This window comes from Vibrio nitrifigilis (genome assembly GCF_015686695.1).
Taxonomy (GTDB): domain Bacteria; phylum Pseudomonadota; class Gammaproteobacteria; order Enterobacterales; family Vibrionaceae; genus Vibrio; species Vibrio nitrifigilis.
Genome location: NZ_JADPMR010000004.1, coordinates 564,139 through 590,654, shown reverse-complemented (window position 1 = coordinate 590,654; position 26,516 = coordinate 564,139). Strand labels below are relative to the sequence as shown.

At 41.7% G+C, this 26,516-nt stretch carries 24 protein-coding genes; 10 read left to right on the top strand and 14 right to left on the bottom strand.

The genetic code is table 11. The features are described from left to right. Positions 1 to 48 precede the first annotated feature (48 nt). On the bottom strand, positions 49 to 1,101 hold the full coding sequence (locus I1A42_RS18925; RefSeq protein WP_196124437.1) for a phosphotransferase enzyme family protein: 1,053 nt from the start codon (positions 1,099 to 1,101) through the stop codon (positions 49 to 51). Between the two features lie 268 nt (positions 1,102 to 1,369). Between I1A42_RS18925 and eat the strand changes: the two genes are divergently transcribed. Together eat and I1A42_RS18915 are read left to right on the top strand one after the other, a co-directional pair. Beyond that, a complete protein-coding gene (gene eat, locus I1A42_RS18920) occupies positions 1,370 to 2,737 on the top strand; it encodes an ethanolamine permease (RefSeq protein WP_161154606.1) in 1,368 nt (455 codons plus the stop codon). A gap of 120 nt (positions 2,738 to 2,857) precedes the next feature. Beyond that, complete coding sequence (locus tag I1A42_RS18915; RefSeq protein WP_196124435.1) at positions 2,858 to 4,198, top strand: aspartate aminotransferase family protein; 1,341 nt, start codon at positions 2,858 to 2,860, stop codon at positions 4,196 to 4,198. 108 nt (positions 4,199 to 4,306) lie between these two features. Here I1A42_RS18915 and I1A42_RS18910 read toward each other — a convergent pair whose 3' ends face one another. From I1A42_RS18910 to I1A42_RS18900, 3 genes are all read right to left on the bottom strand, one after another. Further along, the gene (locus tag I1A42_RS18910; RefSeq protein WP_161154604.1) at positions 4,307 to 4,795 is read right to left on the bottom strand and encodes an outer membrane beta-barrel protein; all 489 of its coding nucleotides are present in this window, start codon (positions 4,793 to 4,795) and stop codon (positions 4,307 to 4,309) included. Between the two features lie 91 nt (positions 4,796 to 4,886). Beyond that, a complete protein-coding gene (locus I1A42_RS18905; protein WP_230389661.1) occupies positions 4,887 to 5,384 on the bottom strand; it encodes a phosphatase PAP2 family protein in 498 nt (165 codons plus the stop codon). Between the two features lie 699 nt (positions 5,385 to 6,083). Continuing rightward, positions 6,084 to 6,902 carry a Cof-type HAD-IIB family hydrolase gene (locus tag I1A42_RS18900; protein WP_196124433.1) on the bottom strand — a complete coding sequence of 273 codons (819 nt, stop codon included), beginning with the start codon at positions 6,900 to 6,902 and terminating at the stop codon, positions 6,084 to 6,086. Positions 6,903 to 7,657: 755 nt separating this feature from the next. Here I1A42_RS18900 and I1A42_RS18895 point away from each other — a divergent pair. From I1A42_RS18895 to I1A42_RS18880, 4 genes are all read left to right on the top strand, one after another. Then, complete coding sequence (locus I1A42_RS18895) at positions 7,658 to 9,046, top strand: ammonium transporter (RefSeq protein WP_161154602.1); 1,389 nt, start codon at positions 7,658 to 7,660, stop codon at positions 9,044 to 9,046. 358 nt (positions 9,047 to 9,404) lie between these two features. Beyond that, entirely contained in the window at positions 9,405 to 9,926 is a 522-nt protein-coding gene (locus I1A42_RS18890; protein ID WP_196124430.1) for a hypothetical protein, read from the top strand. Positions 9,927 to 10,091: 165 nt separating this feature from the next. Then, entirely contained in the window at positions 10,092 to 10,898 is an 807-nt protein-coding gene (locus I1A42_RS18885; RefSeq protein ID WP_196124428.1) for a phosphate/phosphite/phosphonate ABC transporter substrate-binding protein, read from the top strand. Positions 10,899 to 10,923: 25 nt separating this feature from the next. Then, positions 10,924 to 12,537: a HAMP domain-containing sensor histidine kinase gene (locus tag I1A42_RS18880; RefSeq protein ID WP_196124426.1), complete on the top strand. Its 1,614-nt coding sequence runs from the start codon at positions 10,924 to 10,926 to the stop codon at positions 12,535 to 12,537. A 90-nt stretch (positions 12,538 to 12,627) separates the two neighbouring features. Here I1A42_RS18880 and I1A42_RS18875 read toward each other — a convergent pair whose 3' ends face one another. The 5 genes from I1A42_RS18875 to I1A42_RS18855 form a co-directional block, all read right to left on the bottom strand. After that, the gene (locus I1A42_RS18875; RefSeq protein WP_196124424.1) at positions 12,628 to 13,791 is read right to left on the bottom strand and encodes a pectate lyase family protein; all 1,164 of its coding nucleotides are present in this window, start codon (positions 13,789 to 13,791) and stop codon (positions 12,628 to 12,630) included. 343 nt (positions 13,792 to 14,134) lie between these two features. Next, positions 14,135 to 15,985: a sensor domain-containing diguanylate cyclase gene (locus I1A42_RS18870; RefSeq protein WP_196124422.1), complete on the bottom strand. Its 1,851-nt coding sequence runs from the start codon at positions 15,983 to 15,985 to the stop codon at positions 14,135 to 14,137. A gap of 168 nt (positions 15,986 to 16,153) precedes the next feature. Further along, positions 16,154 to 16,702: a GNAT family N-acetyltransferase gene (locus tag I1A42_RS18865; RefSeq protein WP_196124421.1), complete on the bottom strand. Its 549-nt coding sequence runs from the start codon at positions 16,700 to 16,702 to the stop codon at positions 16,154 to 16,156. A gap of 167 nt (positions 16,703 to 16,869) precedes the next feature. Continuing rightward, the gene (locus tag I1A42_RS18860; protein ID WP_161158622.1) at positions 16,870 to 17,271 is read right to left on the bottom strand and encodes a phosphate-starvation-inducible protein PsiE; all 402 of its coding nucleotides are present in this window, start codon (positions 17,269 to 17,271) and stop codon (positions 16,870 to 16,872) included. Positions 17,272 to 17,295: 24 nt separating this feature from the next. Continuing rightward, positions 17,296 to 17,706, bottom strand: coding sequence for an NUDIX hydrolase (locus I1A42_RS18855; protein ID WP_196124420.1), 411 nt, complete (start codon positions 17,704 to 17,706; stop codon positions 17,296 to 17,298). A gap of 504 nt (positions 17,707 to 18,210) precedes the next feature. Between I1A42_RS18855 and I1A42_RS18850 the strand changes: the two genes are divergently transcribed. Continuing rightward, entirely contained in the window at positions 18,211 to 18,393 is a 183-nt protein-coding gene (locus tag I1A42_RS18850) for a hypothetical protein (RefSeq protein ID WP_161158620.1), read from the top strand. Positions 18,394 to 18,575: 182 nt separating this feature from the next. On the opposite strand, the gene I1A42_RS18845 is transcribed toward I1A42_RS18850, so the two are convergent. After that, positions 18,576 to 19,094, bottom strand: coding sequence for a GNAT family N-acetyltransferase (locus I1A42_RS18845; protein WP_196124419.1), 519 nt, complete (start codon positions 19,092 to 19,094; stop codon positions 18,576 to 18,578). A 266-nt stretch (positions 19,095 to 19,360) separates the two neighbouring features. On the opposite strand from I1A42_RS18845, the gene I1A42_RS18840 reads away from it, so the two are divergent. From I1A42_RS18840 to glpD, 3 genes are all read left to right on the top strand, one after another. After that, positions 19,361 to 21,325: a methyl-accepting chemotaxis protein gene (locus I1A42_RS18840; RefSeq protein ID WP_196124418.1), complete on the top strand. Its 1,965-nt coding sequence runs from the start codon at positions 19,361 to 19,363 to the stop codon at positions 21,323 to 21,325. A gap of 183 nt (positions 21,326 to 21,508) precedes the next feature. Further along, on the top strand, positions 21,509 to 21,943 hold the full coding sequence (locus tag I1A42_RS18835; protein ID WP_161157803.1) for a DUF3069 domain-containing protein: 435 nt from the start codon (positions 21,509 to 21,511) through the stop codon (positions 21,941 to 21,943). 188 nt (positions 21,944 to 22,131) lie between these two features. Continuing rightward, complete coding sequence (gene glpD / locus I1A42_RS18830) at positions 22,132 to 23,742, top strand: glycerol-3-phosphate dehydrogenase (RefSeq protein ID WP_196124417.1); 1,611 nt, start codon at positions 22,132 to 22,134, stop codon at positions 23,740 to 23,742. On the opposite strand, the gene I1A42_RS18825 is transcribed toward glpD, so the two are convergent. From I1A42_RS18825 to I1A42_RS18810, 4 genes are all read right to left on the bottom strand, one after another. Beyond that, positions 23,719 to 24,327 (bottom strand): DJ-1/PfpI family protein, encoded by a 609-nt coding sequence (locus I1A42_RS18825; protein WP_196124416.1) that lies wholly within the window; start codon positions 24,325 to 24,327, stop codon positions 23,719 to 23,721. The genes glpD and I1A42_RS18825 overlap by 24 nt on opposite strands. 9 nt (positions 24,328 to 24,336) lie before the next feature. Further along, the gene (locus tag I1A42_RS18820) at positions 24,337 to 24,744 is read right to left on the bottom strand and encodes a MazG nucleotide pyrophosphohydrolase domain-containing protein (protein WP_196124415.1); all 408 of its coding nucleotides are present in this window, start codon (positions 24,742 to 24,744) and stop codon (positions 24,337 to 24,339) included. 113 nt (positions 24,745 to 24,857) lie between these two features. Continuing rightward, entirely contained in the window at positions 24,858 to 25,490 is a 633-nt protein-coding gene (locus I1A42_RS18815; protein ID WP_196124414.1) for an HAD family hydrolase, read from the bottom strand. Positions 25,491 to 25,968: 478 nt separating this feature from the next. Further along, positions 25,969 to 26,415, bottom strand: coding sequence for a GNAT family N-acetyltransferase (locus I1A42_RS18810; RefSeq protein WP_196124413.1), 447 nt, complete (start codon positions 26,413 to 26,415; stop codon positions 25,969 to 25,971). Between the last annotated feature and the right edge of the window lie 101 nt (positions 26,416 to 26,516).

Below are 26,516 nucleotides of genomic sequence, written 5' to 3'. Positions count from 1 at the left end.
TGCATGTTATACCTCTTTCAGCCCCATTGGCTCAGTCGATTCGATAGCTTACCCAGCTTTACGCAGTAACTGTGTTTGGTCAGCCAAATATTCCTCACACAAACGCATGGTTTCACGCACCCAGTGACTTCCTAAACTCTGAGCCATGTCTGTTTGTTGATGCGAACCTACCCAAGCCATTAATTGAATACGGCGCTGAATAATCATGACCGGCAAAATATTGATATCATGGGTGGTTAACGGACGTATCGATTGATAACCCGTTAACCAAGCATCCATCCATTGAGCCATATTTGGGTGATGCTCAAAAAAGCTGACAGTCGCTGCCGCATCATGCATAAACCAACCAAGGCCACAATCGTCAAAATCGATCACACGCGTGCCGTCTGGGTGAAGTAAAAGATTGGTTAAACGTAAATCAGCGTGAATTAAACCGTAACGATCAGGTGCCTTACCGTAAAATTTCAGTTTTTGCGCCACATCCTCCAAAACTCGATTAACGATCGGAATGTCCTGAGCCGTTAAACCTTCAACGGCATACCATCGCCCCCAGTGGCCTCTGTTCCCCACCATCGATTCATGATCCCAAACAATACGCTTAAACTCAGTGGGTCGCTGCCAATGAATGGCCTGACGATGCAAGCGGGCCATGATTCGTCCTAATTCCTCGAACGCTTTGGGATCAACATCGGTGGTCGGCTCTTCGCCAGCAATCCACTCAAATAACACCGCATAACGGGTTTCATTGGTATCAACTTGTACTTCTTGCACCAAAATACCGTTGGCATCTGCGACCGCATTAGGCACCACCATACCGCACTCTTGTAGCGCATTAAGCCAATGAAGTTCACTTTGGATATCTTGTTTATCGTGATAATTGGGGCGGTGAATACGCAGTGCGTATTGGGTTGTATCCGTTTGTACTTTTAACGTCGCATTTTCAGATCGACACAACAAAGAAATCTCTCCCTGCTGGTCTGGTCCATAGCGATTGATAACAATCTGTGCCAAAGCAATCACTTGCTCATCAGTCAAGGTATCGTATTGCTCAGCTTCATTTATTTCGTGTGGTTTTAGCGGTGATTTTTGTTCCGTCAACATGGCTAATCATCCCTCATTTATTGATTCATCATTAGCATGAAGCGAACCACCTTCACTTGGCTTGACTTGAAATAACCAATAAATCTGATTCGTGAACACTTCAAGTCAACTGAGTAACAAAGTTGACCTGAAATGAACGAATGGTTCTTTTCAGGTCAAGTTTTTTTCTGTCTGGCTAAGCAAGATGAAAAGGTCATTACGCTGACGTAGGTAACCGATGGAGAGGTTATCACCATACGCAGCACTCAACACGAAATGGAGACTCGCAATGACAGAAAAACTCAAACCCACATTAGGGACAATTCATCTCTGGGCCATTGCCGTTGGCTTAGTGATTTCCGGTGAATACTTTGGCTGGAGTTATGGCTGGGGTGTCGCAGGCACACTTGGCTTTTTAATTACGACCGCTATCGTTGCTACAATGTACACCTGCTTTATCTTCAGTTTTACCGAATTAACAGCAGCGATACCTCAAGCGGGTGGGCCTTTTGCCTATAGTCGCCGCGCCTTTGGCGACACCGGTGGATTGATTGCAGGACTTGCTACTCTAATCGAATTCGTGTTTGCACCGCCTGCGATTGCGATGGCAATTGGTGCTTACCTCAACGTTCAATATCCTAACTTAGATCCAAAACTTGCCGCTGTCGGAGCCTACGTTGTATTTATGGCGCTCAATTGTTTGGGCGTTAAACTGGCTGCCACATTTGAGCTATGTGTGACAGTGCTCGCCGTCATAGAGCTGCTAATTTTTATGGGTGTCGTGGCTCCAGATTTCAGTATGGCAAACTTCACAGCAAAAGGCTGGGCTGGATTTGATCACTTTGGTGGTGCCGCGATCACTGGCATTTTCGCTGCGATTCCATTTGCTATTTGGTTTTTCCTTGCCATTGAAGGGGCTGCTATGGCCGCTGAAGAAGCTAAAAATCCGAAACGCACCATCCCAGTTGCCTATATCACTGGTATCTTAACGCTTGTCGTTCTCGCCATTGGCGTGATGATCTTTGCAGGTGGTGCGGGTGATTGGCAAGCTTTATCTGGCATTAACGATCCTCTACCTCAAGCGATGAAGATGGTCGTGGGTGATAACTCACGTTGGCTACATATGCTGGTTTGGATTGGCTTATTTGGTTTAATCGCAAGTTTTCATGGCATCATCTTGGGCTATTCACGTCAATTCTTCGCTTTGTCGCGTGCCGGTTACCTCCCTGCAGGTCTAAGCAAACTGTCGGCATTTAAAACACCGCACCGCGCAATTTTCACCGGTGGTGTTATCGGCATTATCGCCATCTTTAGTGATGGTGTGATTAACCTACAAGGTATGAGTTTAACCGCAGCGATGATCACCATGGCCGTATTTGGCGCCATCGTCATGTACATCATGAGTATGTTAAGCCTGTTCAAACTTCGCCGCTCAGAACCGAACATGAAACGCAGCTACCTAGCGCCAGGATACCCTGTTGTACCGGCTATTGCGCTAGCACTGTCAGTCGTTTGTCTGATTGCAATGGTATGGTTTAACCCTATTATCGCCATCATTTTTGCCGCCATGATGGCCGTTGGCTACGGCTATTTCCTAACTACTCATGCGCAGCGCAAAGATGCGGCAGATGCCGAACTGGCAGCAGCGAATCAATAACGATGAACACTCTGATTCAATAATTTATTAACTAGCGTAACCCGTGACAAGGTCACGAGTTACGCACCACTTCTCACGACGCCCAATGCGCCAGTGACTGATTTAAAGACCGGAGGACTTATGGTCGTACGTTCAACTATCATGGATACCAACAGTTTTCGCGCCGAAGACGCGGACTCACTTGATAACGAAACACGCGCTTTAACGGATAAACGCGAGCGTTTATTGGGCGAATCGTACCGCTTATTCTATCGTCGCCCAGTTCATCTCGTAAAAGGTGAAGGCCAATACCTTTGGGATGCCAGCGGTAAAAAATACCTTGACGTGTACAACAACGTTGCCAGCATTGGTCATTGTCACCCAGCAGTGATTGAAGCGGTTAATCAACAAATGCGTAGTCTAAATACCCATACCCGCTACCTGCATGAACGCATCTTAAATTACAGCGAAGACATTTTGGGAACAATGCCACAAGCAGTAAACAAAGCCATGTACATGTGTACTGGTTCCGAAGCGAATGACTTGGCTATCCGTGTGGCTCAATCCTATTCCGGTGGTACCGGGATCATTGTGTCTCAAGAAGCCTATCACGGAACAAGTCAACTGACTTCTGGTTGCTCACCAGCATTAGGTTCTGGTCAACCGCTGGCTGCGACAACACGTTTAATCGCCACACCCGATCATTACCGATTAGCAGGCAAAGATGTGGGTGCTTGGTTTGCACAGCAAATGCAAATGCAGATCGATGATATGAAAGCCAACGGAATTAAATTTGCTGGCTTCCTAGCTGATTCTATCTTCTCATCTGACGGCGTGTTACCTGGAGAGCCAGGCTTCCTCAAACCTGCGATTGATGTCGTTCACCAAAATGGTGGCATTTTTATTGCTGATGAAGTTCAGCCAGGGTTTGCTCGTACCGGTGAAGCCTTTTGGGGCTTTGCCCGCCATGATATCGTGCCGGATGTTGTGACCACAGGTAAACCTATGGGCAACGGTATTCCTGTTTCAGGACTATTTGCTAAAGCCGATGTGTTAGCCGCCTTTAGCGATCAAATCCCGTACTTTAATACCTTTGGTGGTAACCCGGTTGCCATGGCGGCAGCTGAAGCCGTGTTAGACGTGATTCGCACTGAAGAACTGCAACAACATAGTTTAACGGTAGGCAATCAGCTAAAAGGTGAATTAAGTAAACTCACTGATCGTTATGAATGCGTTGGCGATGTACGTGGTGCGGGGTTATTTATTGGTTTTGAACTCGTCACCGATAAAGAGAGCAAAGCACCCAATAAAGCGTTGGCACTCGATCTCATTGAACGACTACGTGATAAAGGTGTATTAACCTCAGTCGCAGGTCCTCATGGAAACGTCTTAAAATTGCGTCCACCTCTTGCATTCCAAACACAAGATATTGACTGGCTAGTGGGCGCCTTGGATGAATCATTACAAGAAGCACATAGCTAAGTCGTCAATTCATGATTGTCTATGTCATGTAAAACCCAATAAGGCGAATCGAAAGATTCGCCTTATTCATATTGATCAGATGACCACGCGTAGCAACATAGAAAGGTTTTAGAACATATAGATAGTCGCTGTGACATTAATCGTGTTCAAATCGTGATCTCCAATAGTGTAGTTACTGTATTCCAACCCTAAAGCTACCGGGCCCATAAACGTGTAATCAACACCGACGGACCACATCGCATCTAAACCATCATCATCGTCGTAGCTGGTATCATCATCCCCTTCAGTCACCCAAGAGTTCAAGCCAACTTTCGCATAAAGCTGTAATGGTCCGAAATTTAAGTTAGGTTTAATCGCTCCATAGACAGATTCAGTCCAGACTTTTCCTCCACCTAAATCAAACTTACCAAAATCAGCGTATCCCCCTTCAAGACCAACCCAAGGCATGATCCCTGTTCCTACAAAAAATGAGTGGGCAATGGAATTATCATCTCTAAATTCAGAGCTACCAGCAGAAACACCACCGTAAATCCATGAATCTGCCATTACTGGAGCAGACACAACCACCATTAATGTCGTTAACAAAAGTTTTTTCATACTGTCCCTTTCACACCTAAGCGATGCCTTTGTTTTTCCATTTGCACGAAAACGTTATACCACTATATGCTTATTATCACTGAGATTGACATCAGAAATTCATCGATGCAAAAACGCCGACACTATCGCCATCAAACGTGGGAGCGACAGCAAGATTAGCAATACTTGCGCCGCGAACCGTTATTGCATACTGGATTGCGGTAGCCAGAGCAGCGCCAGCTGCTACATCACGCCAATAGTGATATTTGTTGTCAACACGAGAGTAGCCCACTACCCCTGCTAAAGCATAAGCGGGCACGCCATATTCCCAACCATAGCGAAATTGTAAATAGGCTGCCCCTTGCACTGCTGCTGATGTATGCCCTGAAGGCATACTATAATCACGACCATTCGGTCGTTCAGCATTAATGGCTACTTTGAGTACGTGGGTTGAAAGCGATGTCCACAGTGCCCCTTCCAATAATTGCCCCAACCCTTCACCGTCCCACTTAGCTGCGGAGATAAATCCAGCACCAGCCGGAATAGCCCACTGCAAAATATCACCCGTTTGTTCCAATGTTTCACTTTTCGCCTGTGTAAGTGGACTCAATAGACAACCACTCATCATTAATAGCGTAGACCTAACATTCACACGAATTACCATACAGTTCATAACTCCGATGCCATCGTATTACCGAGCTGCAGCATTATTTCAATCAATAAGCAAACAGAAGAATTCATATAAAAGTGCTTTTTTGTATTAAGTTAAACTCATTGTAAAAACATGACTCACACCATTTAATTACCCAACTGGATAATTAAATGGCTATTTTCATCCTTTGGAACAAAATTCCCGATAAAGCCGCTATTTCTGGTGCACACTTGATACAACAATTCCTGGCCTCTGTAATCGATAGAGTGACGTATTGATTAATGGGAACACCTAGAATACCCTGCGTATCCGCCTAAACTAACTACCGATAATATTTAGGCAACCCTCTGAATTACGGCATTTATTCGAAGAGAATAGTTGAGAAGATCAGTTCTGCATAAAAAATAGAGGTAAGATTCTAAAAAGAGCTCATAAACTTGATGCACATAACAGTTTCGAGCAACAACCAATAGAAACACGCTATTAGAAATATCAATGATGGTGGGTTTAATATTTATTGCGGAGGGATAATACCCAAATGACCTCAAGATGCAGGAGTTAGAGCGAACACATTCTCGCTAAACCGACATCTTAAGGTCACTTGGGGCGCAGACAGGTCTGCGTATTTAAATTCTAAAGAGCAGAGCAGATAACACTTTATTGACGATTAAACGGCGCATCACCATGTACAATTTTTTCGATCACATTAAGCGCGCCATCTTCACTATTTGATTCAGTCTGGTATTTGGCAACGGCTTTGACTTTTTCCGCCGCATTTCCCATTGCAAATGAATACCCCACCAGTTCAAGCATTTCTTTATCGTTAAGGCTATCCCCTATCGCGACGCATTCTTCAGGAGAGATGTTCATTTTATTCAGCACTTTAGTTAGGCCATTTGCTTTATGTAGTCCCGGTATAATTAAATCAATAAAGCCAAACCCACTAGAGACTGTATGTACAACGTCCCCTAACTTTCCGTTCAGTTCACCAATCAGTTCATCAGCATGTTCAACGGTTGTCTTAATCGAAAACTTAAACATCACGTCTTGTATAGCACGGATATCTGTTACGGTATTGAGGCGAGCGTAATGGTGAGTAGCAATGTCAGCAAACTCTTTACTGACTCGTGGCAGCATATAGGCACCATTGAGTCCACAAGCAACATAGTCTATGGTCGGATCGGCATCTAAAATGTCATAAACCTTGGTCAACACGTCTTGGCTCATCTCACCATGGAACAATTCTTGACCATGTAAATACAGTAACGCCCCGTTTTCTGCTACGTAGGAAATGTCGTCAACGATGTCTGGGAAATGTGAAGCCAACTGGTAATATTGATTACCACTGGCCACGATAAATTCGATGTTTTGCAATTTAAGTTGCTGATATAAATCATTAAACCTAGCTTTATCGTAACTCTGATTTGGGTTGAGAAACGTGCCGTCCATATCAACAGCGACTGCTTTAACCGTCATGTATTCACTCCTACCTTTAGGATGGGTATTAAATTATCTATGTCCGTGGCTTTTAACGTAACCGGTTACAAAACCAAATTACACCATGCCAATGATGACTATCAAATTGTCACATGTAGAATTAAAGGAGCTGCCCGGAACAGGGAAGTTTCATGCAAAATTCTGTGCGTAACGTAAGCCGATAACGAATGTATTCGCCCAAGGCTCAATTGATAAAGGCAATGGCATCAACCATCTATTCGTGAGGAGAGCATATCATGATCCGCAATGCTAAACCGCACCTTCTGTAATTCCTATGATCTAGCTCTTAATCAGGCGTTTGCCTATCTCACCTGCACCTTGTGCTATATATCTCTCTAATTCGACTCTTTTTTGTTCAAACGGCACAATCTACTGCGCCAAGATAAAGCACCCTCTAGGTCTATCCCACAGTAAAATCACACTATTTTAGTGTCTCCCCAATTTCGTCCATAACTGAACAAAAATGCACCCACTTTGTGCATTAGCATTCATAAGACCCCAAAAAATAGTGAGATTGGTCCAATAAAAAGGTGTATTGCACCAAAAAATATATTCCTAGGTGAATTTTTATTCTTTTATTTTTCATTAAGTTAAAAAATGTAAATTATTTTTAAAATATTTATTTTGTTTTTTATTTTCTATTTGACACAAGTTGGGAATCAACTATGCATGCGTGCTAATTACCTATCATTTGAACGAACACTTTTTATATATCAGTAGAGAGGCTATAAAATATGAAAATCGTTTTTAACAGGATGTTAGTCGGCTGCCTGCTCTGTCTGCCAGTCGCTGCGATGGCCGCAGACGATCCAATTACCGCAGATGCAGTGCAGAACAACCTGAACTTTGTATGGACACTGATAGCTGGATTTCTAGTGTTCCTAATGCAAGCCGGATTTGCCATGGTGGAAACTGGGCTTACTCGTGCCAAAAATGCAGCGAACATTATGATGAAAAACATGATGGACTTTTGTATCGGTTCATTAGCGTTTTGGGCGATTGGTTTCGGCTTAATGTTCGGCACCACTAACGGATACTTCGGTACGTCTGATTTTTTCTTCAGCGGTGCAACCGGTGATGACGCACCATGGAATTTCGCATTTTGGATGTTCCAAGTTGTATTCTGTGCAACAGCAGCCACTATTATTTCAGGTGCTGTAGCAGAACGTACTAAATTTAGCGCTTACCTTATTTATTCCGTTTTTGTCTCTGCGCTGATTTATCCTATCTTTGGTAGCTGGGCTTGGGGTAGCTTATACCACGGTAGCGGTTGGTTAGAAGGCCTAGGCTTCATCGATTTCGCCGGCTCTACAGTCGTTCACTCCGTTGGCGGTTGGTTAGCACTGGCTGGCGCGATTGTGGTTGGCCCACGTCTTGGTAAATACACCAAAGATGGTAAACCTCGCCCAATTCCTGGTCATAACATCCCATTAGCTGCACTTGGCGTTTTCTTACTGTGGTTCGGTTGGTACGGATTTAACCCTGGCTCAACCACAACTGGGGACACATCTATCGCCGCTATCGCTGTCACTACAACCCTTGCAGCAGCTGCTGGTTCCGTTTCAGCCATGCTATTTACTTGGATGAAATTTGGTAAAAGTGATGTGGGTATGACTCTCAATGGGGCACTTGCCGGCTTAGTAGGTATTACTGCAGGTTGTGCAAACGTATCACCACTGTCAGCTGTTATTATCGGTATTGTCGCTGGTGTATTGGTTGTCCTTTCTGTTCAGTTCTTTGATCGTATTAAAGTTGACGATCCAGTCGGTGCGGTTTCGGCGCACGGTGTGTGTGGTGCTTGGGGTACATTAGCTGCTGGTATCTTCGATATGGGTGGTTTCTCTTGGTCAGTCGTTGGCGTGCAATTAATAGGTATTATCGCTTGCTTTATTTGGGCATTTGGTACCGGTTTGATTCTATTCAAATGTATCGACCTCACCATCGGAATGCGTGTTACTAAAGAAGAAGAAATGAACGGTCTAGATTTTGCGGAACATGGTGCAAACTCTTACCCAGATTTCAACATCGTCAGTGTTGCTTCAACTGATTACCCTGGCTCTACTGGCGGCCAAAAAGCAGCAAGTGGTGCAGTTAATCCTAAAGACAGTACCATTCACGTATAAGTGTTCCAAACCATTCACTGACAACGTTCAGTAACAAAACAATAAAAATAGATGCATTACCACTCGAACATCGGCGCTAAGCGCCGATGTTTTTATATATCGACTCACCACGATATGGAGCTTGCATTCAAATCAAAGGGCTTTGTTCCCTTAATCTTTGCCAGTTTTGCTATCACTCATCATTCCAAGTTCTATTTCATATCACGTTTCATACGTTTTTTTACCTTGATAATAGAATGATAGATTTTAAGCGTTGTATGACTCTATCTTCAAATCAGTGCCTTTCGTAAGCGCGTATACATTCCGCTAAAACAGTATCTTAAGGTGACTTGGGTATATAAAACCAAAGGATTAACTTATGTGTGATATCGATAATTCGATGATCAAAGCGCTTTACTCCCCTATTGCGTCCCAACCCCATCTTGCAGCAAAGCACCTTTACGGGCGGTTTATCGGCTCATGGCAAGGGAACATACGTTCAGAGACAGACGGTTCATCGAGTTTGAATATAACGATAGATATTGCTTGGGTATTAGAAGGGCAAGCCATTCAAGATGTATGGCTAATAACGCCGACTATCAATGAATGCTCCTCAACAAACAGTCACTCATATAAAGCAACAACGCTACGTAGCTACAATCCTGAAACCGAGCAGTGGCATGTGCAGTGGTGCGATCCACTTAACAACGACACTCATACCCGCATCGGTTACGCAGCAAACAATGAGGTTATTGAAGACTTCTATGATAAAGAGCACCTTGCCAATCAAATCTGCCTATCAGAAATTACACCGCGAACTTTTCATTGGCGGCATCAACAACTGATACACCAACAGTGGCAGACAATTGCTTATGGTATTTTCCAACGCACCGACGAGTAGTACTAACAGCGCAAAAAGTAGCACAGTCCTTTCGCTTTGAGTGAATTTTGACAATAAACGTTAGCACAGCCACATTACTTGGCTTTATCTTATTGGCAAACCAAGAAAAACACTGACACATGCACTAATCTATATAAGTAGCGAACATAATATCGAGGATGAAACATGAAAGTATTGTGGTGGTTAGTGTGTTGTTTAATCGTGACTCCCGTCTCTGCTCAGCACATTTCATTTGCGATCGTGCCACAACAATCCGCTATTGAACTGGTAAAAAGTTGGGGACCACTGCTTAAATATCTTTCTGAAAAAACCGGGTATAACGTGCAATTTCGTACTGCCAAAGACATCCCTGAGTTTGAGCAAAGGTTGGCCAATGGTGAGTATGATTTTGCTTATATGAACCCTTACCACTATGTTGTATTCCATGATCGAGCTAATTATCAAGCCATGCTGCGTCAAGGTAATAAACAGCTAAAAGGTATTTTGGTGGTAAGAAAAGATACGCCAATCAAATCAATTCAAGAATTAGATGGAAAAACGATTGCCTTCCCATCCCCCGCTGCGTTCGCTGCTACACTAGTGACTAGTGCAGAGTTGTCCAGTGAAAACATTCATTTTGATACACAGTTTGTTTCCTCGCACGATTCTGTATATCTTAATGTTGCAAAAGGATTTTTTATTGCAGGAGGCGGCGTGATTCGAACCTTCAATAATACGCCGGAAGCGGTACGTAATCAGTTAAAAGTATTATGGACAAGTAAAGGTTACACACCCCATGCATTCGCTTATCGAGGTGATATTGATCCTAAAATTGTCAATGATATTAAGATGGCACTACTTGATTTAAATACTACCGAAAAAGGACGTGCTCTACTTCGTAATTTAGGTTTCCCTAACTTAGTCAACGCAAAAGACAGTGACTGGGATTCTATCAGAGCACTTAATATCAATGCACTAGCAACTTATCAGTAAATAGCCATATAAGGTATATGTTGGGATGTCTCTACGCTTTAAAACCATCATAGGGATTGCACTTATTGAGCTGATTTCATTAACAGTCTTATTGACGTTAACATTCAAATATCTTACGTCTACAAACTACGATGGATTAGAACAACGAGTCGCTTCTACCTTAAGTTTGTACAGTAGTGCAATCGAAAACCCAGTATTAAGCTACGATTTAGCGACACTCAACGATTTCACCGAAACCTTAATGCAAAATGAAGGCATTGACTACGTTGCCGTGCTCAATGAAAATGGCTTAGTCCTATCTACCGCGGGGGATTTCCCTGCCACATTCAGTCAATCGATGCTAGAAAAAAGTGTGACTGATGTGAAAGATGGAGTGTATGACGTTTCTATCCCTTTAAGCTCTTCCGGCGTCCATTTTGGTACTATCTGGATAGGTTTTAGCATGAAAGCGCTCAACCATACTATAGATGACGCTAAACACTGGAGTTTAATCATTATCACCTCAGAGATCATTCTGGTGGCCATCTTCTCTTATTTTCTCGGTTATATTTTGACGCAACGGCTTAATCAGTTAAATGTTGCCGCTAAACAAGTCACCGCTGGCGATCTCGATATCAATTTAGATACCAGAGGAAAAGATGAAGTATCGAGCTTATCGCAAGCGTTTAACGATATGATTGCAGAACTCAAAGCAACCAAAGAGAAAAATCAGACCTACCAAAGGCAACTTGAAAGCATCAACGACAGCCTAGAAGATAAGGTTGCCAAGCGTACCTCTGAATTAGTCCTAGTGAACTCACGATTAACCGATACCAATAAAGCGTTAAAAGAAACCCAAACTAAATTAGTAGAAACGGAAAAAATTGCGTCACTGGGTATCATGGCCTCAGGTTTTGCTCATGAAATTAACAATCCAGCAGGCGTGATCAGTGGTAACCTCAATGTTTGTTTAAGCTACATAGAGCTATATCAAGAACTGATAAAAAGACAAGATGAATTAATTAACGAACATCTGGATAAATCCGACTCACAAGCGCTCGATCAGTGGCGAAAAATGAACGATTTTGATTTTGTCGATTCAGACATACATGACAGTATCCATGATGCAGTACACTGTGTGGATAGAATTCACGATATTGTTCAAGCGCTACAGCACTATTCAACTGATCGTAATGAAAAACGAGAAAGTTTAGTTCCGGTGGAACTCTTTCCTTCCATCGACCGCGCCATCAACCAAGTGTATCAAGATAATTCAGTTAAAATATCCCTCTCACCTGGCCTGCAAAACCTGCCTCGCTTTTTAGGTATTCCGCGCGAAATCGACCGTCTATGTAAAGAAGTGATTAAAAACGCCGTGCAATCTTGTTTACAAAGTGAAAAGGAAGACAAGCGCGTTGAGATTCTTGGTGACTATGACGCTCACAAAATAACCCTGACAATCAAAGACAACGGCTTAGGTATTCGCGAGCAAGACTTAAAGCATATTTTCGACCCATTTTATACCACTCTTCCGGTGGGCAAAGGGATGGGGCTTGGTCTGACTTACGCTTACGATATCGTGCGCCATCTTGGTGGGGAAATCACCATGAATAATAGTAGTAACGGCGTTGAAGTCATTATATATATTCCACTGCGTTAATATACCTCTGACCCATTTCAGTATCTATTATTAAAAAGAGGGCTTTAAAGCCCTCTCAAATAAAGATATATCAACACACATTAATGGTCATTAAAGCGACAAATTACCTGCGCCAGCTGCTGCTTTTAGATAAGTTGACAATCCAGTTGTTGAATACAGTGTATAACTGTATGGAACACTCCAAGACGCTTCTGCTGGAATATCAGCATCAGAAAGATCCAAAGATTCATCATTAAATAAAGAACCTGTTTCACTTAACTCTGAGTTTGTTTTGTACACTTTAACCACTTTGTACTGTTTGCTTGATTTTAGGTTATCGATATCAAAGATATTGTATTGAGAAATAATAGAACCATCGTAACCTAGACCAAAAGAATACATATATGGGTAAGTATCATCTTTATAATCACCTTCAAATAGGTTATTAAACACATGAACTTTACCATAACGAACACGCGGAGTACGCTGTGTTATTTTGCTAAAAATGTTATCAGCTAGAGTCACTCGAAGGTGGCCGCTATCTTCAGATTTATTACTTTTGCTATGCCCAATTAGCATGGTTTTATTATGGTTTTGGAACACAGAAAATGACACAGTCACATAATCACTACCGTGTTTAATGTCTAACATGCCATCATGACGAACATATTCATAGCCATCAACTTCTGTATAATCAGCATCAGTATATGAACCATCATCAAATGAGACGTGGTCGACCCAAACATTTTTTGAATAGGTAATGGTCATGCTATCCCATTCAGCGTTCCAACCGTCCCCTTCTTCAAAGTGAGGCTCGACATCAACCGGTGTTTCGATACTAATATTACGAATAATGACATTGTTTACATGTGACATCACCAATGAACCATTGGTAAATCCGGCATCGCTTGTAACACCAATAATAGTGGTATCTGATGGAATTTTAATTTGTGACCGTTTCTTTTGGTCGCTTTCACTGGTGTATTCTTCGCCACCACTTATATCAATAGTGCCACTGATTTGAATAATTCGCGCTTCGCCGTCATCTTCTTCAAGTGCATTATTAAAATCGTCGATATTGCTAACAAGATAAATATGAGAACTTGTTGCTTCAGCACCACCTGTGGTGCCGCCATTTTGTGTAGCATAACCAATATTTGCTTCTGTTAACGCTTCATTGGTATATAAAGATGCTGCATGTACAGGAGCAATAGCGAATACAGAGCTGATTGCCAAACCAACCGCTCTTTTGGTGAATAAAGAAGGTAACATCATTGTTATTTCCTATGTGATAAAACGCATGAGATACTATAAATACGAACAGATGAGTAATTTGAACCTATCTATAACAGCCAAAGCCAACTATTGTAATATTTTGTAATTTTTATTGACTCTTTTTATCACTACAAATTAATAAATGGTATGGATATACTATTAAAAATATTATTATTTAGATCTATGCCACATTAATTAATATGAATAACAATTAAATATACGCCGTACTGTAATAAACAGCAGATAAATAGATTATTATTTAAACAAATAATACAAGTTACTAAATAAGGAATTTATTATTTACTGGCATTAAAAATTATATAAATTGATAAAAATTGAACAATTATATTGTCTGCTCTTCGCTATAAATTAAATAGTCATTTTTCCCGTTGCGCTTCACGTTATACAGAGCCGTATCAGAGCGATGGATAACATCACTTAACGTTGAATCTTGATGGCGAACCATAGAGATACCAATACTAATCCCTATCTCAATACGTAAGTCATCAATCCTATAGGGTTGTTGAATCGAAATTAATATATCTTGAGCAACACGCTCAGCACAGCCTAGCATATCTGTAGAGCCGGATAATAAAATAGCAAACTCATCACCACCGAACCGTGCAACTAAATCTTGCTCACGAACGGAATTAAGTAAACGTGAAGACGCATGCTTTAATATTTCATCACCAATAATATGCCCATAGGTATCATTGACCGATTTAAAACCATCAAGATCAAGTAACATCAACACATACTGAGTTCTGCTCGCTTCGAATTTTACTTCGTGGAGAGCTTCATTTAACGTTGTGTTAAAAAGCGTCCGATTCGCTAATTCTGTTAACGTATCGTGATGAGCGGCGTAAGTGATTTTTTTGGCCGCTTCTTCTCGTTCTGTCACATCTTCAACAGTCGTTACCCACCCCCCCTCAGGTAACGGGCTATATAACGATGAGACAATACGACGGTTTGCTAGTGTATAAGTGATTTGCATCGTTTCGTTATGGCAAAAATATTTTTTCATTTGCAGGAATATATCATCCGCTGCATGATCAGAGTAATCTTGGGCCAGAACATCGTCTAAGATCTCGCGAAATGAGGTTCCTAATTGCATTCGTACAGGATCTCTAGGCAAAATATCAACATATTGCTGATTCCAATATTTCAGTCTGAAATCAGGACCAAACACGGCAACGCCTTGAGTCATATTGGTGATAATCGTTGATAGTTCGTTACTTTTTTCACTTTGCAATCGCTCGCTTTCACGCAATCGACTATCTTTCTTCCGACGGTCACTGATATTCTCAAAGCCGCCTATTAATCGATACAAGCTGCCATTTTTATAGATAGTCCGACCAGATATATTTACCCAAAGTTCCTTTCCATCAGAACGAGTAAAAGGTAATTCGTAATTCCAATTTGAATGGGTTTTGATCGCATGTTGTATTTTCTCATCGATCACATGACGATATTCAACTGGGTAGAACGTATTAGCCGATTCTAAGTCAGGTACGTAACTTGAATCCACACCATGAATTTCACGAGTCTTTTTGGTCCAAAAGAGTTGTTGCTCGTTTACATCATATTCCCATGCGCCAACACCAGAAATATCTTCAACTTCATGCAATAGACGAGCTTCACGATCGCATATCTTTTGTTGCTGCTCTAATTCAAGTTTAGTTTGTTCAGTTTGGTAGGAATGTACGTTAGCTAATAACATCCCCTCAATAGACAAGGCAAATAATCTAAGACGACTGAATTCATTTTTAGTCACCGTACTATCGGGATTAAAAATACCGAGCACGCCAACAGGAACGTCGCTTAAAGTAATAGGAATACCAACATAGCGAGTTAACGGAATATGACCGATTATATTCGCAGTGTGAGACCATTGAGTATCGCTTGCAATATCGCGGATGAAAAGTAAGTCATGTTTCTCGAATACACAGCTATTAAGCACATGAAGATCGGGAAGCGAGATTTTTTTGGTTGGATAACAGGATACAAGTCTGTCGGCCTGATTTAAGCAAATAGATACAGAAACACAATCAGCGGCAAACACATCCGCAATGATTTCCAAGAGAGCATTGAGTTCCGAGACATCTCTAACTTCATTCTTAACCAGTTGCGCTAACGCGGTTAAGTATTCATCAGTAGTCCGCGCAGACGAACGCACTGTCATTTCAGCGACCATCTTGTCGCCTCCTAGTTATAAGAAGACAAGAACTCACCCGACAACCCAGTTCTTTCGTCTAACTATAACCAAGAAATATTGATGACAAAAATATCAAAAAGGTTAAAAATTAGCCTCACATCACACATGGAATATTTATACCGCGAAATATACGGTAACACGTGATCTCTATTCAAAGTTAGGATTGAGTCTTGCAGTCATCACATGATCTTCCCAACATCCAGCAATTTTCAGGTACTGACGAGCATAACCTTCTTCTTCAAATTGGCACTTTTCTAATACACGGGCACTGGCCTTATTCTTTGGCATATAGCTCGCCATGATGCGATGCAATTTTTCATGCTCAAACATATATTGAATAGTCCCATCCAATATTTCCGTCATATACCCTTGACCTTCAAACTGCTTATCGATGCTGTAGCCTAAAAAGCACGCTTGAAAAACACCTCTCATCACACCAGTAAAGTTCGCGCAACCGATAATCGTGTTGCGATCTGGCGTAAAGGCGACAAAACGAAAATTAGACTTCTGTGCAAAGCCCTCAATCCCTTGTGCTATCAATTGCTGCATGTTGATTAAGGAAAAGTAATCATCATCTCTCACGGGCTCCCATGGCGCTAAATGTTCTTTATTACTGACATAATAATGTTGCAGTGCTTGCGCATCATCGACCGTTAGCACATCAATAATCGTTCTGGGGGTAGTAATCAGCGGCATTGCCAATCCTTGCTTAGTTACAATAAAGAAAAAACAATAATATCATAACCTTATCTTTACCTCATACTATTTCAGCGCAACATTTAATAAAAGCGTTTAACAAGGACACATCTTTTAGGAAGGCATAAAAAAAGCGCCATTGCTGGCGCTCTAATCGAGAGAATCGCTTACTGATCGGCATCGCTATCCCCATAGGGGAATTTTTTGTGTCCAAATCGAATCACTAGGATTGACGTTGCAACAATTAAAATAGCTGCCGAAATACTGATCATGTTAATCGCGTCTAAATTCTTCATATCGAGTGCCATATATCGAGCTAAGGCCACAATGACGATATAAAGCGGCATTCTCACAGGTAACCGCCCACTTTTCAGATAGAGCCCAACCATCGCAAGTACTTCTAAGTAGATAAAGAGCAACAATAAATCGCCGAGCATGACTGCTTTTTGCTGATAAATGGTCACGACTTCCGTTCCCATGGCAATCACGGTCAGTACCGCGATCAACAATAAACCTAAATCTTCTATCATATTTAGGTACTGATAGCCCAACTTCCTAATTTTATTCATATTTATCCCTAAATATCTTTAAGATTACGCTACAAAAAAGTCAGGTTGTGTTTTTATTACACGAAAGTATTCGTTTACAGCAGAACGATCAGATCCAATATCAAGATTCGCCGTCGACAATTCTCTCCAATACACTTCATCAGCTTCTTGAGCACTGATCGTCCCTTCCCAACTATTAATTACATAGTAATGAATTTTCTGAGTCTCTGTCGTTAAGTGATACAAAGTACATAAATAACGATAGTCAGTCGGTGTCACTTCCAGCTCTTCTGCCATCTCACGGACGAGAGTTTGCTCTGGATTCTCTCCAGGTTCCATGTGACCACCAGGAATCGCAATTAAACCGGCATCGTGCTCTTTTGTCATTGATCGTTGTTCAACAAGAATTTCGCCATCCTTGATCAACATAAAAGAAACACAGGCATGCTCTGTCATGATTCACTCCTTTATATAGTGATTAGCGACTACCTATAGCGCTGAATTATCAATAACATAACCACTCTAATGCGTGAGATCAAAACAAATTTATGTCAAGACCGGCAAAGCGGACGCGTGTTCCATTTTTGGAACACTATTCAGTATGTTATCTCGCCAAATAGCGTGAAATGGCCCTAACTCCGTCCAACAATCGCTCGCATTTCCCTGCTACCTCTCTTGGTTGACACATTTTTTATAAAAAATCCAACAAAAAATCGTTATACATCTCATTCCACACGAAGATGTGACCATAATCACACAACCATATCCGTGGTAAATAACAGTGATAAGTCTATGTAATATTTAGCAATGATTATGAAACAAAATGTTTAGTGATTACTAAAGCACTTATTAAAAACACTATTTATTAAACTTAATTTTCATTTTTATTAGATGATTTTCTTCCTGAACGATATTAATGTAACAAGAAGTTACTCGGCATTTAAATAAAAAGAGGTTCCTATGAAAGTAGTAATTGAATATGACGAAGCAGGTCTTTATCGTGATAACGAATGGGATACTCCAACAATATGCAGCAAAGGACAAACTGCCGCTGTGAGCCCCGCCGCTGCTGCGCATCTAATTAAAACCAACAAAGCTCATTTATGGAAAAACGAGCGTGGCGAATTACAATTCAGCAACTAAACCATCATATAAAAAACATTCGGGATGCTTGGGGGATTTTATTTCCCCAGTCCTATTGTTTTGATAAAAATATTTATGATAAGAAAAGTTATCAAAATTTATATTTATTATAATTATATTTATCAGATTCATTAATTATCTATTTATGAAAATATTAACAACCTGTAATACTGTTAATAATTCTATTTAATATCTATCCAATAAGTCGCTGTTCTGCGATTAAATTCATCACTTTGCTTAAGCTCATCCAACATACCACCATTGCGTTCGATAATTTTGCGCGAACCAAGGTTATTTTCATCGGCTGTCAGCCTTAATTTACTGATACCCAGTTCATGTGCTTGACTCAAAGCCATCTTAAGAATCAGAGTGCCGTAACCTTTTCTGCGACATGAGGGCGCGATGTCATAGCCGATATGGCCAATTTCATTACGCAATATTGGGGCGTTTATATTGTGACGAATTCTTACCACGCCAACAATGTTATCACTGTCATCCACCATCCAAAATGTTGAGCTCGGCCCCCACCCTTCCGGCAAATTCTTTCCCTGCACATGCAGCGTGATCTCGTTAACGTAATTTTGAAAATCCTCTTGAGCTGGTTGGTATAGCTCACGGTTTTCTTCTCCAGCCGCCTCTATTTCTCGGTAAAAAGCAATGAATTGCTGTTGATATAAAGTAGAAGGCGCGATCAATCTCATTAGTTATCCTTTTAGAGTAATGTCTTAATTTTGTTCTTTATATCATAGTGTTAGATATAAAAACATCGTAAACTATCCCTCTTTATCATCAACATGAATGAAGATATAACCCTTTTTTCTTAATTATAAGACACCCACAAAGATGTATTTGCTATCAAAGGTGATACACATCACCTAGCAACATATTTTGTTTACATCAAGCTCAATCATAATAACTAGGTCGCAAAAATAATTTTTTACATCAGAAGGTGATGTTGGGAGTGCGTATGATTAATTGGCAATCAGTAAGAACTAAAGTGATACTCGGCTTTAGTGTGTGTGTGGTCAGTTTTGCATTCACTTCTGGTACATCGCTGATCGGTTTAAACCACTCCGCTACCGCATTTAAACACGTATTGAAGGAATCGCATCTATTCGCGCTAGTTAGTGACGTACAGTCTACCTTTCTAAGTGCGCGTATCTCCGCGACCCAATTCTTTTTTGACCACTTAGATGAAGAGCTAGCCATGTTTAATAGCGAACGCCTCAAGCTCGAAAAGGCATTAAATACGCTAGAACACAGCCCGATCCTGAAAACGAACCCTAAACTGACTGAAGAAGCTGAGCAGTTATCGAAGGATATTCATTCTTACGTCGCACTATTTGAAAAGGTGATTGAGCAGATTCATAGCTTTGATGACATTTACCAAAATCAATTTTTAAAAGAGTTTAAAATTGTTAAACAAGATCTCGATAACCTCCTGATTACTGCCAAACAATCTCAAGATTCTAACTTTGAATATGCCATTGCCAAACTTCTTGAAGTCATGCTGTCAATCGAAGTCAAAGCAATCGAAGCCATCTACGATAGCCAGCACGACACAAAAGAATTTGAACATTTAGTGAGTGGAGAGTTACCCAAATACCTACAATCCGTTAAATCTCAATTACATAATGGGCAAGAGCGTGCGTTGTTTACTGACTTTGAAAAACATGAAAAACTTTTCTTAGCCGCTTTCGATAAACTTAAGTCGCTCATTGTCATCTTATTGCAAGAGAAGCAGCAACTTGCCGAATTTGGCAGTCGTGCGGCTGATAACATTGAAATGATAAAAGCCGATTTACTCGAAATGCAGCAGTATGAAGCCAACGTGATTGCACAAGAGAAAGCACTGTTTCAATTACTTATCGAGATTCTCACTGGGGTTGCGTTACTGACAGCAATAGTTTGCTCAGTGGGCTGCTCAAGGATGATCAATACGGGGATGAATCGTTTAACCGTTGGTATTCGAGCACTTGCAGCCGGCGATCTCACCTACCGCAATGACGTAGATTTACGTAAAAAAGACGAATTTACGACATTAAGTCATCACCTTAACCTCTCATTCGAATCGTTAGCAGAAGTCATGGGTGAAGTCAGTAATGCGTCAGGCAGCGTCAACACTATGTCTGGCTCACTGAATCACATCGCTGGTAATGTAAATAATTCCACGACGACGTTGAAAGGTGAAATGGAGCAGATTAGTGTCGCGCTACACCAAATGACAGCCTCGTCGGAAGAAATTGCGTGTAGTGCAGAACAAACCTCACAATTTACCAGTAGTGCATCAGAATCAACATCTATCACCGTTGAAACCATCAGCGCCGTGCTAAACAGTATTTCAACCATCAATCAAGATATGAATGATTGCGCAGCGACCACACAGCAATTGCTTAAACAATCAGAAAGCATTGGCTCCATCATCACCACCATTCATGGCATCGCTGAGCAGACCAACCTACTCGCCTTAAATGCAGCAATCGAATCCGCTCGCGCGGGCGAACAAGGCCGAGGTTTTGCAGTGGTTGCCGATGAAGTTCGCTCACTGTCTCATCGCACTCAAACATCCACTGACGAAATAGAAGCATTGATCGCACAATTGCAACAAAGCGTCGAACAAGTGAATGCATCGGTCGTGCACTGTCAAGACACAACAACCCACGCCAGTTGCCAAGCCAATCAAGTCACAGAATCGATGGATACGATTAAAAATACCATTGATGAACTGCATGATGCGAATTCCCAAGTGGCGATAGCAATAGAAGAACAAAACGCAACTACCTGCGCTATCAGTGGCAGCATTGATAATGCCACAGAAATCAGCGTGAATACTGCAAACGACGCACATGAATTACAACGTAACAGCGAAGAGTTGGCGGATATGTCAACCCGTCTTATGTCCCGAGTTAAACAGTTCAAATTAACAAATTAATATTTTTCTCTAGCCCCAATGGTGGGGCTAGCGGCTTTATGCTGTCTGGTTCGTCATTTCTAACGCAAACCATGTAATGAAACGCTGAAAATATCGCCAAGCAACCGATTGATTAACGATGTTTATTGACTTCTGCCGAGAACTTTTTAGGATCGCCATTTTACATAATTAGGATCACCAATCATGTCCGATACCACCCCAACCGAAACTCCAGTTGTAGACTTGGAGTCTCTATCACCTGAGCTACGTCATGTGATCGAATTTGAGCAAGTGCCCGAAGCCATGTATCACATGATTCAATCCATTCACGAAGTGTCTGAAGAAGCTGTACGCGAATCTTGGGATAGCCTACCAGCCAGTGCACAAAATATCCTGGATAGCTTCGATCAGTTTCATGCTCTCATCACTGTAAGCCAAGCTTTTGCAGGGATGAACGTCATGGAAGAGTTTCCAACACTCAATTTACCAAAAGACATGAGTGACGAAGATAAAGAAAACTATCGTACTCAAATGTTAGACGAAGTCCTGTATAACTGCGTTAAAGACATGATGAAGCAACTGAAAAAGGCACGTCGTGATCCTATTCTAAAACGTGATTTTCGTGAAGTGTTTGCTTAAGCAAACGCCCTCAATGCAAAACCGCTTATTTTAATAAGCGGTTTTTTTATGCCTATAGAGGTCATTTAAGTATCTCTAGCCTACCCTTATTATTGAGCCATCTATCATAACTTATAGAAAGTGATGGATTTTTACGCAAAAAAAACGTTTTAATAGAAAGAGAGATCGCTAGCTAGGGACGCTTTATAATGCAGCCGAAAACATCCGCTCACCCACAACATGAGACTATTTTCGACATTATCGTTGTCGGCGGAGGAATTAACGGAGCCGGAATTGCAGCAGAAGCCAGTCAAAGAGGGCTAAAAGTTGCAATCTACGATGCACAAGATTTCGCTGGCGCTACCTCATCAGCCAGTTCAAAACTGATTCATGGCGGCTTGCGATATTTAGAGCATTATGAATTTCGTCTAGTCAGTGAAGCTCTGGCTGAACGCGAGGTGCTACTGAAAAAAGCGCCCCACCTTGTTAAACCCATGCGATTTCGTCTTCCTCATGAACCCCACTTGCGCCCCACCTGGATGATTCGGATGGGCTTATTTCTTTACGATCATTTAGGTTTTAGAGGGAAAGCACCAGCGATCATTAAACCGCATGACGCTCAAGCCGATTCAACATTGGAGAAAAGCTATCGTATCACCCTTGATCCCAATGTCGTGAAAGATACATTTAAGCAGGGATTCGAATATTCAGATTGCTGGGTTGATGATGCCCGCTTAGTGATTCTGAACATTTTAAGTGCACAAGAACATGGGGCCGAAACTCGCAACTACTGTACAGTAGAAAAAGCCTATCACAAAGATGGGTTATGGCATGTTGAGTTATTCGACCAAAGAACGCAGACTCGCTCAACTCGTATGAGCAAAACGTTAGTCAATGCCACTGGCCCATGGGTGAAATCCTTTCTGACTCAACAAACTCAGTTAACGTCACCTTATGGCGTCCGCATGATTAAAGGATCCCATATCGTTGTACCCCAAATTCATGACGAACCTTATGCTTATATTTTGCAAAACAGCGACCATCGAATCGTATTCGTCATCCCCTATTTGGAGAAATATTCATTAATCGGCACCACCGATGTTGAATATCACGGTAACCCAAGAGAAGCATCGATATCTGAACAAGAACAAGATTATCTCATCGAGATTGTGAACCAACATTTCAAACACCAAATTCGTCGCGAAGATATCGTTTACCAATATAGTGGTGTGCGACCATTATGTGATGATGAATCCGATTCTCCACAAGCGATTACTCGTGACTACACTCTGGCACTCGATGAATCTTGTCCATCCATTTTGTCGATATTCGGTGGCAAACTCACCACGTATAGAAAATTGGCTCAAGCGGCATTAGAAAAGCTCGAACCATATTTACCCAATCTTGAGCCAGAGCCAAAGATTCCCTCTACCTTACCAGGTTCAGAGCACTATGATTACTCAATGTTGTATCACGATCTCACTCAAGCCTACCCTTTCATTGCTTCAGAATTAATTCAGCGGTGGCTCACCAGTTACGGTTCACGCGTTAGCACGACGCTACTACGTAACGTTTCTTGTACGGCTGATTTAGGGAGTGAGCTGATACCTGGGCTATTTACCAAAGAAGTGGACTACTTATTAGAATTTGAGCATGTCTATCACGTTGATGATGTACTTTGGCGCCGCACGAAATTAGGTATTGAGGCCAATGAAGAACAAGTAACAATAGTGGACAATTATCTACGGCAGAAACGTAATTCGGAACAAGGAACAGTAGCAGAGACAACGTCACCTTTAACTGAAATCATTAAAGAGTAGATCTGCTTTCGGTCCAGTCTTCCAATCGTAGTCCATTTGCGTTGCCGTTAGCTCAGCAAGCTCTAAATCTGCTATCTGGCTTACAAGCCACAAACACATATCGATACCTGCTGATATTCCCGCAGACGTCACCACATGACCATCTTGCACCCAACGCGAGTCCGAGATGACTTGAGTATTGGCAAACAACTGTTTGAGTTGCGGTAGATCTTCCCAATGTGTGGTGGCTTTTTTTCCCTCTAACAGCCCAGCTTTGCCTAATAAAAATGCGCCAGTACACACAGACGTAACCCATTGTGCTGACTGTGCGACATCCACTATCCAAGCAATTACATCTGCTTTATCCATTTCATCATGATGGACACCACCAACCACAACTAAAACATCAATGGGTGGATGGGACGCGACCGAAAACTTGGGGGTATGATTAAACCCTCCTCGAGCTTGAATAGGGCTGAGTGTTTGCCCTAACGTGAAGACGTTCCAATCAGGTCGCCGTAAACGTGCTGCCGTCGAAAAAACTTCAAAGGGGCCGCTAAAATCGAGTACTTCTGAGTTTTCGTAGACGTAAATGCCAATATTCATACTTTGTTTTTATTCATCCTTTTCTGTCGCAGATATTGCTATCGCATGCTCTTGAGCAAGAGTGGTTGCTTGTATCTGTTTAATGTCATCCCACAATTGATCTTTTTCAATCCCTGAAATACGTTGTTCGTATTTATTCACCGCACGTTGAAACACCCGTTCCACATCGATACCATGACTATCACGAAGTGCAACTAAAACATTGACGTAATCCCAAAGTACATCGCCGAGCTCATCTTCTAAATAAACCGTGCGTCGACTTTCTATTTCTTGTCGTACTTCTGCAATTTCATTAACCAGACCAGATAGATAAGTATCTGGTCCTTGAAACCAATCACTATTGTGATCGAGGCATTTTTTACGCTCAGCAATCGTCATTAGCTGATCAAGTAAGTTATGGTTTAATTCTTTTTTCATCTTGGTGTATGGCTTTAATCACAACAATTACATAGAAAACTCTATCATAAATGACACCTTCTCACTCGACCAGCGTCTTGACCTTACTTAAGTAAAGATGGGAGTAAATTTGATTACATCAGTAGAGCAAAATCTGTAATTGTCTGTTTCGCTTTACTAAAATCGTTACTACCATTGAAATCATGCGCAATCGCAATCACTTCACAACCAGCCGCAACACCCGCTTCGATGCCCGCTGCAGAATCCTCAAAAATGATAGCTTGGGAAGCGTCCACACCTAACTGTTTAAGCGCTGATACGTAAGCTTCTGGATCAGGTTTATGTTTTTGTACATCCTCACGACAAATCATGACCGAAAACAGATGCGTCAATTCAAGCTGCTGCAGTATATGTTCAACCATCCAGCGAGCGGCAGAACTGACTAAAGCAAGTGACTTGCTCTGTTTTGCTAATGATTCTAGGTATTCACGGGCGCCAGGATTAAGCGTCAGTTGCTCATTAAGTAAACGCTCGTAATGAGCGCGAAATTTCACGTTGAATTCGTCGAACGGAGGCTGAATATTTCCTTGATCAAAAAAATGCTGCGTCACTTGCTCCCAATTTTGCCCCATTACAGCCTGATAGATATGATAATCAATGTTTGCACCATACTCTTCGCATGCCATTGCAATCGCTTTACCCTTCAAGGGTTCTGAATTGACTAAAGTACCATCCATATCAAAAAGGTATGCGTGATGTTTTGTCATATATTTCCTACTGTTATTTAATCGCTCGAAAAATATCTTATATGCCCAAATGACCGCAAAATGCAGGAATAATCGCTTCGTCAATACGCGTAGGTAAAGCTCAATCACATAAACTTTCGACGTGTTTGAGCGCAAAACTAGGCTTATTGATAAGCTCCCTAAAGACGAGTTTTATTCATTCTTAGTCTGTGTTACTGATTTTTGACGAAGAATAACTATGTGTTCAAATCAGGGCCTTGACTAAAAGCGAAACCATTCTCACTGCAACAGTATTTTGAGATTACTTGTGTATATTCAATAAGATAATTAAAAATTGAGACCTCTTACTAATACAAGAGTTCCGTTAAGTTTGCTTATTGTCTACTTCTAGGGTCAGAAACCATTCCCGCTGCAACAGAATCATGGGGTGACTGGAGTTAGCATTCATTGGCAACGTATGTGAACTGCCAATGAAATGCAGAGTATTTAAAAACGGTCGTTAAAAAGGGAGTACAGGTAATTCCATCTGATATTGATGCGCCGTTTTCTGATGATGGAACCCTATCCTTTGATAAAACAGATGGGAGTGCTCACGGCTAATATTTGAGCGCACCACTAGCTCTGTTAGTCCGTGGACTGTTGCCCATTCTTTTGCCTGTTCGACCAATGCTCGGCCGATTCCTGCACGGCGTTCAACATCGGCCACAACTAAGCCCGTGATTTCGGCTTTAAAGCCCGACTCAAGAAATAACCGCTTTTCTACTGCCACCCAACCTAAGGTTAATTCATCACGCTTGGCGACAAATACAGCATGGCTGTCTGAGTGAAGCATTTGATGTAACCACTGGCGGGATTGCTCTTGATCGGCATGGTAACCAAGTTGTGATGTCAAACTATGAATAGCTGTCACGTCCTGCATGGTGGCGAGAGTGATTGATAACGACATAACTCACCTTAAATACAATTGATGTGTAACACCAATGTGATACCTCTTAAATACTTAGTCGTGCTCGTTGTACCCTACAAAAAGCAACGAGACAATATCGC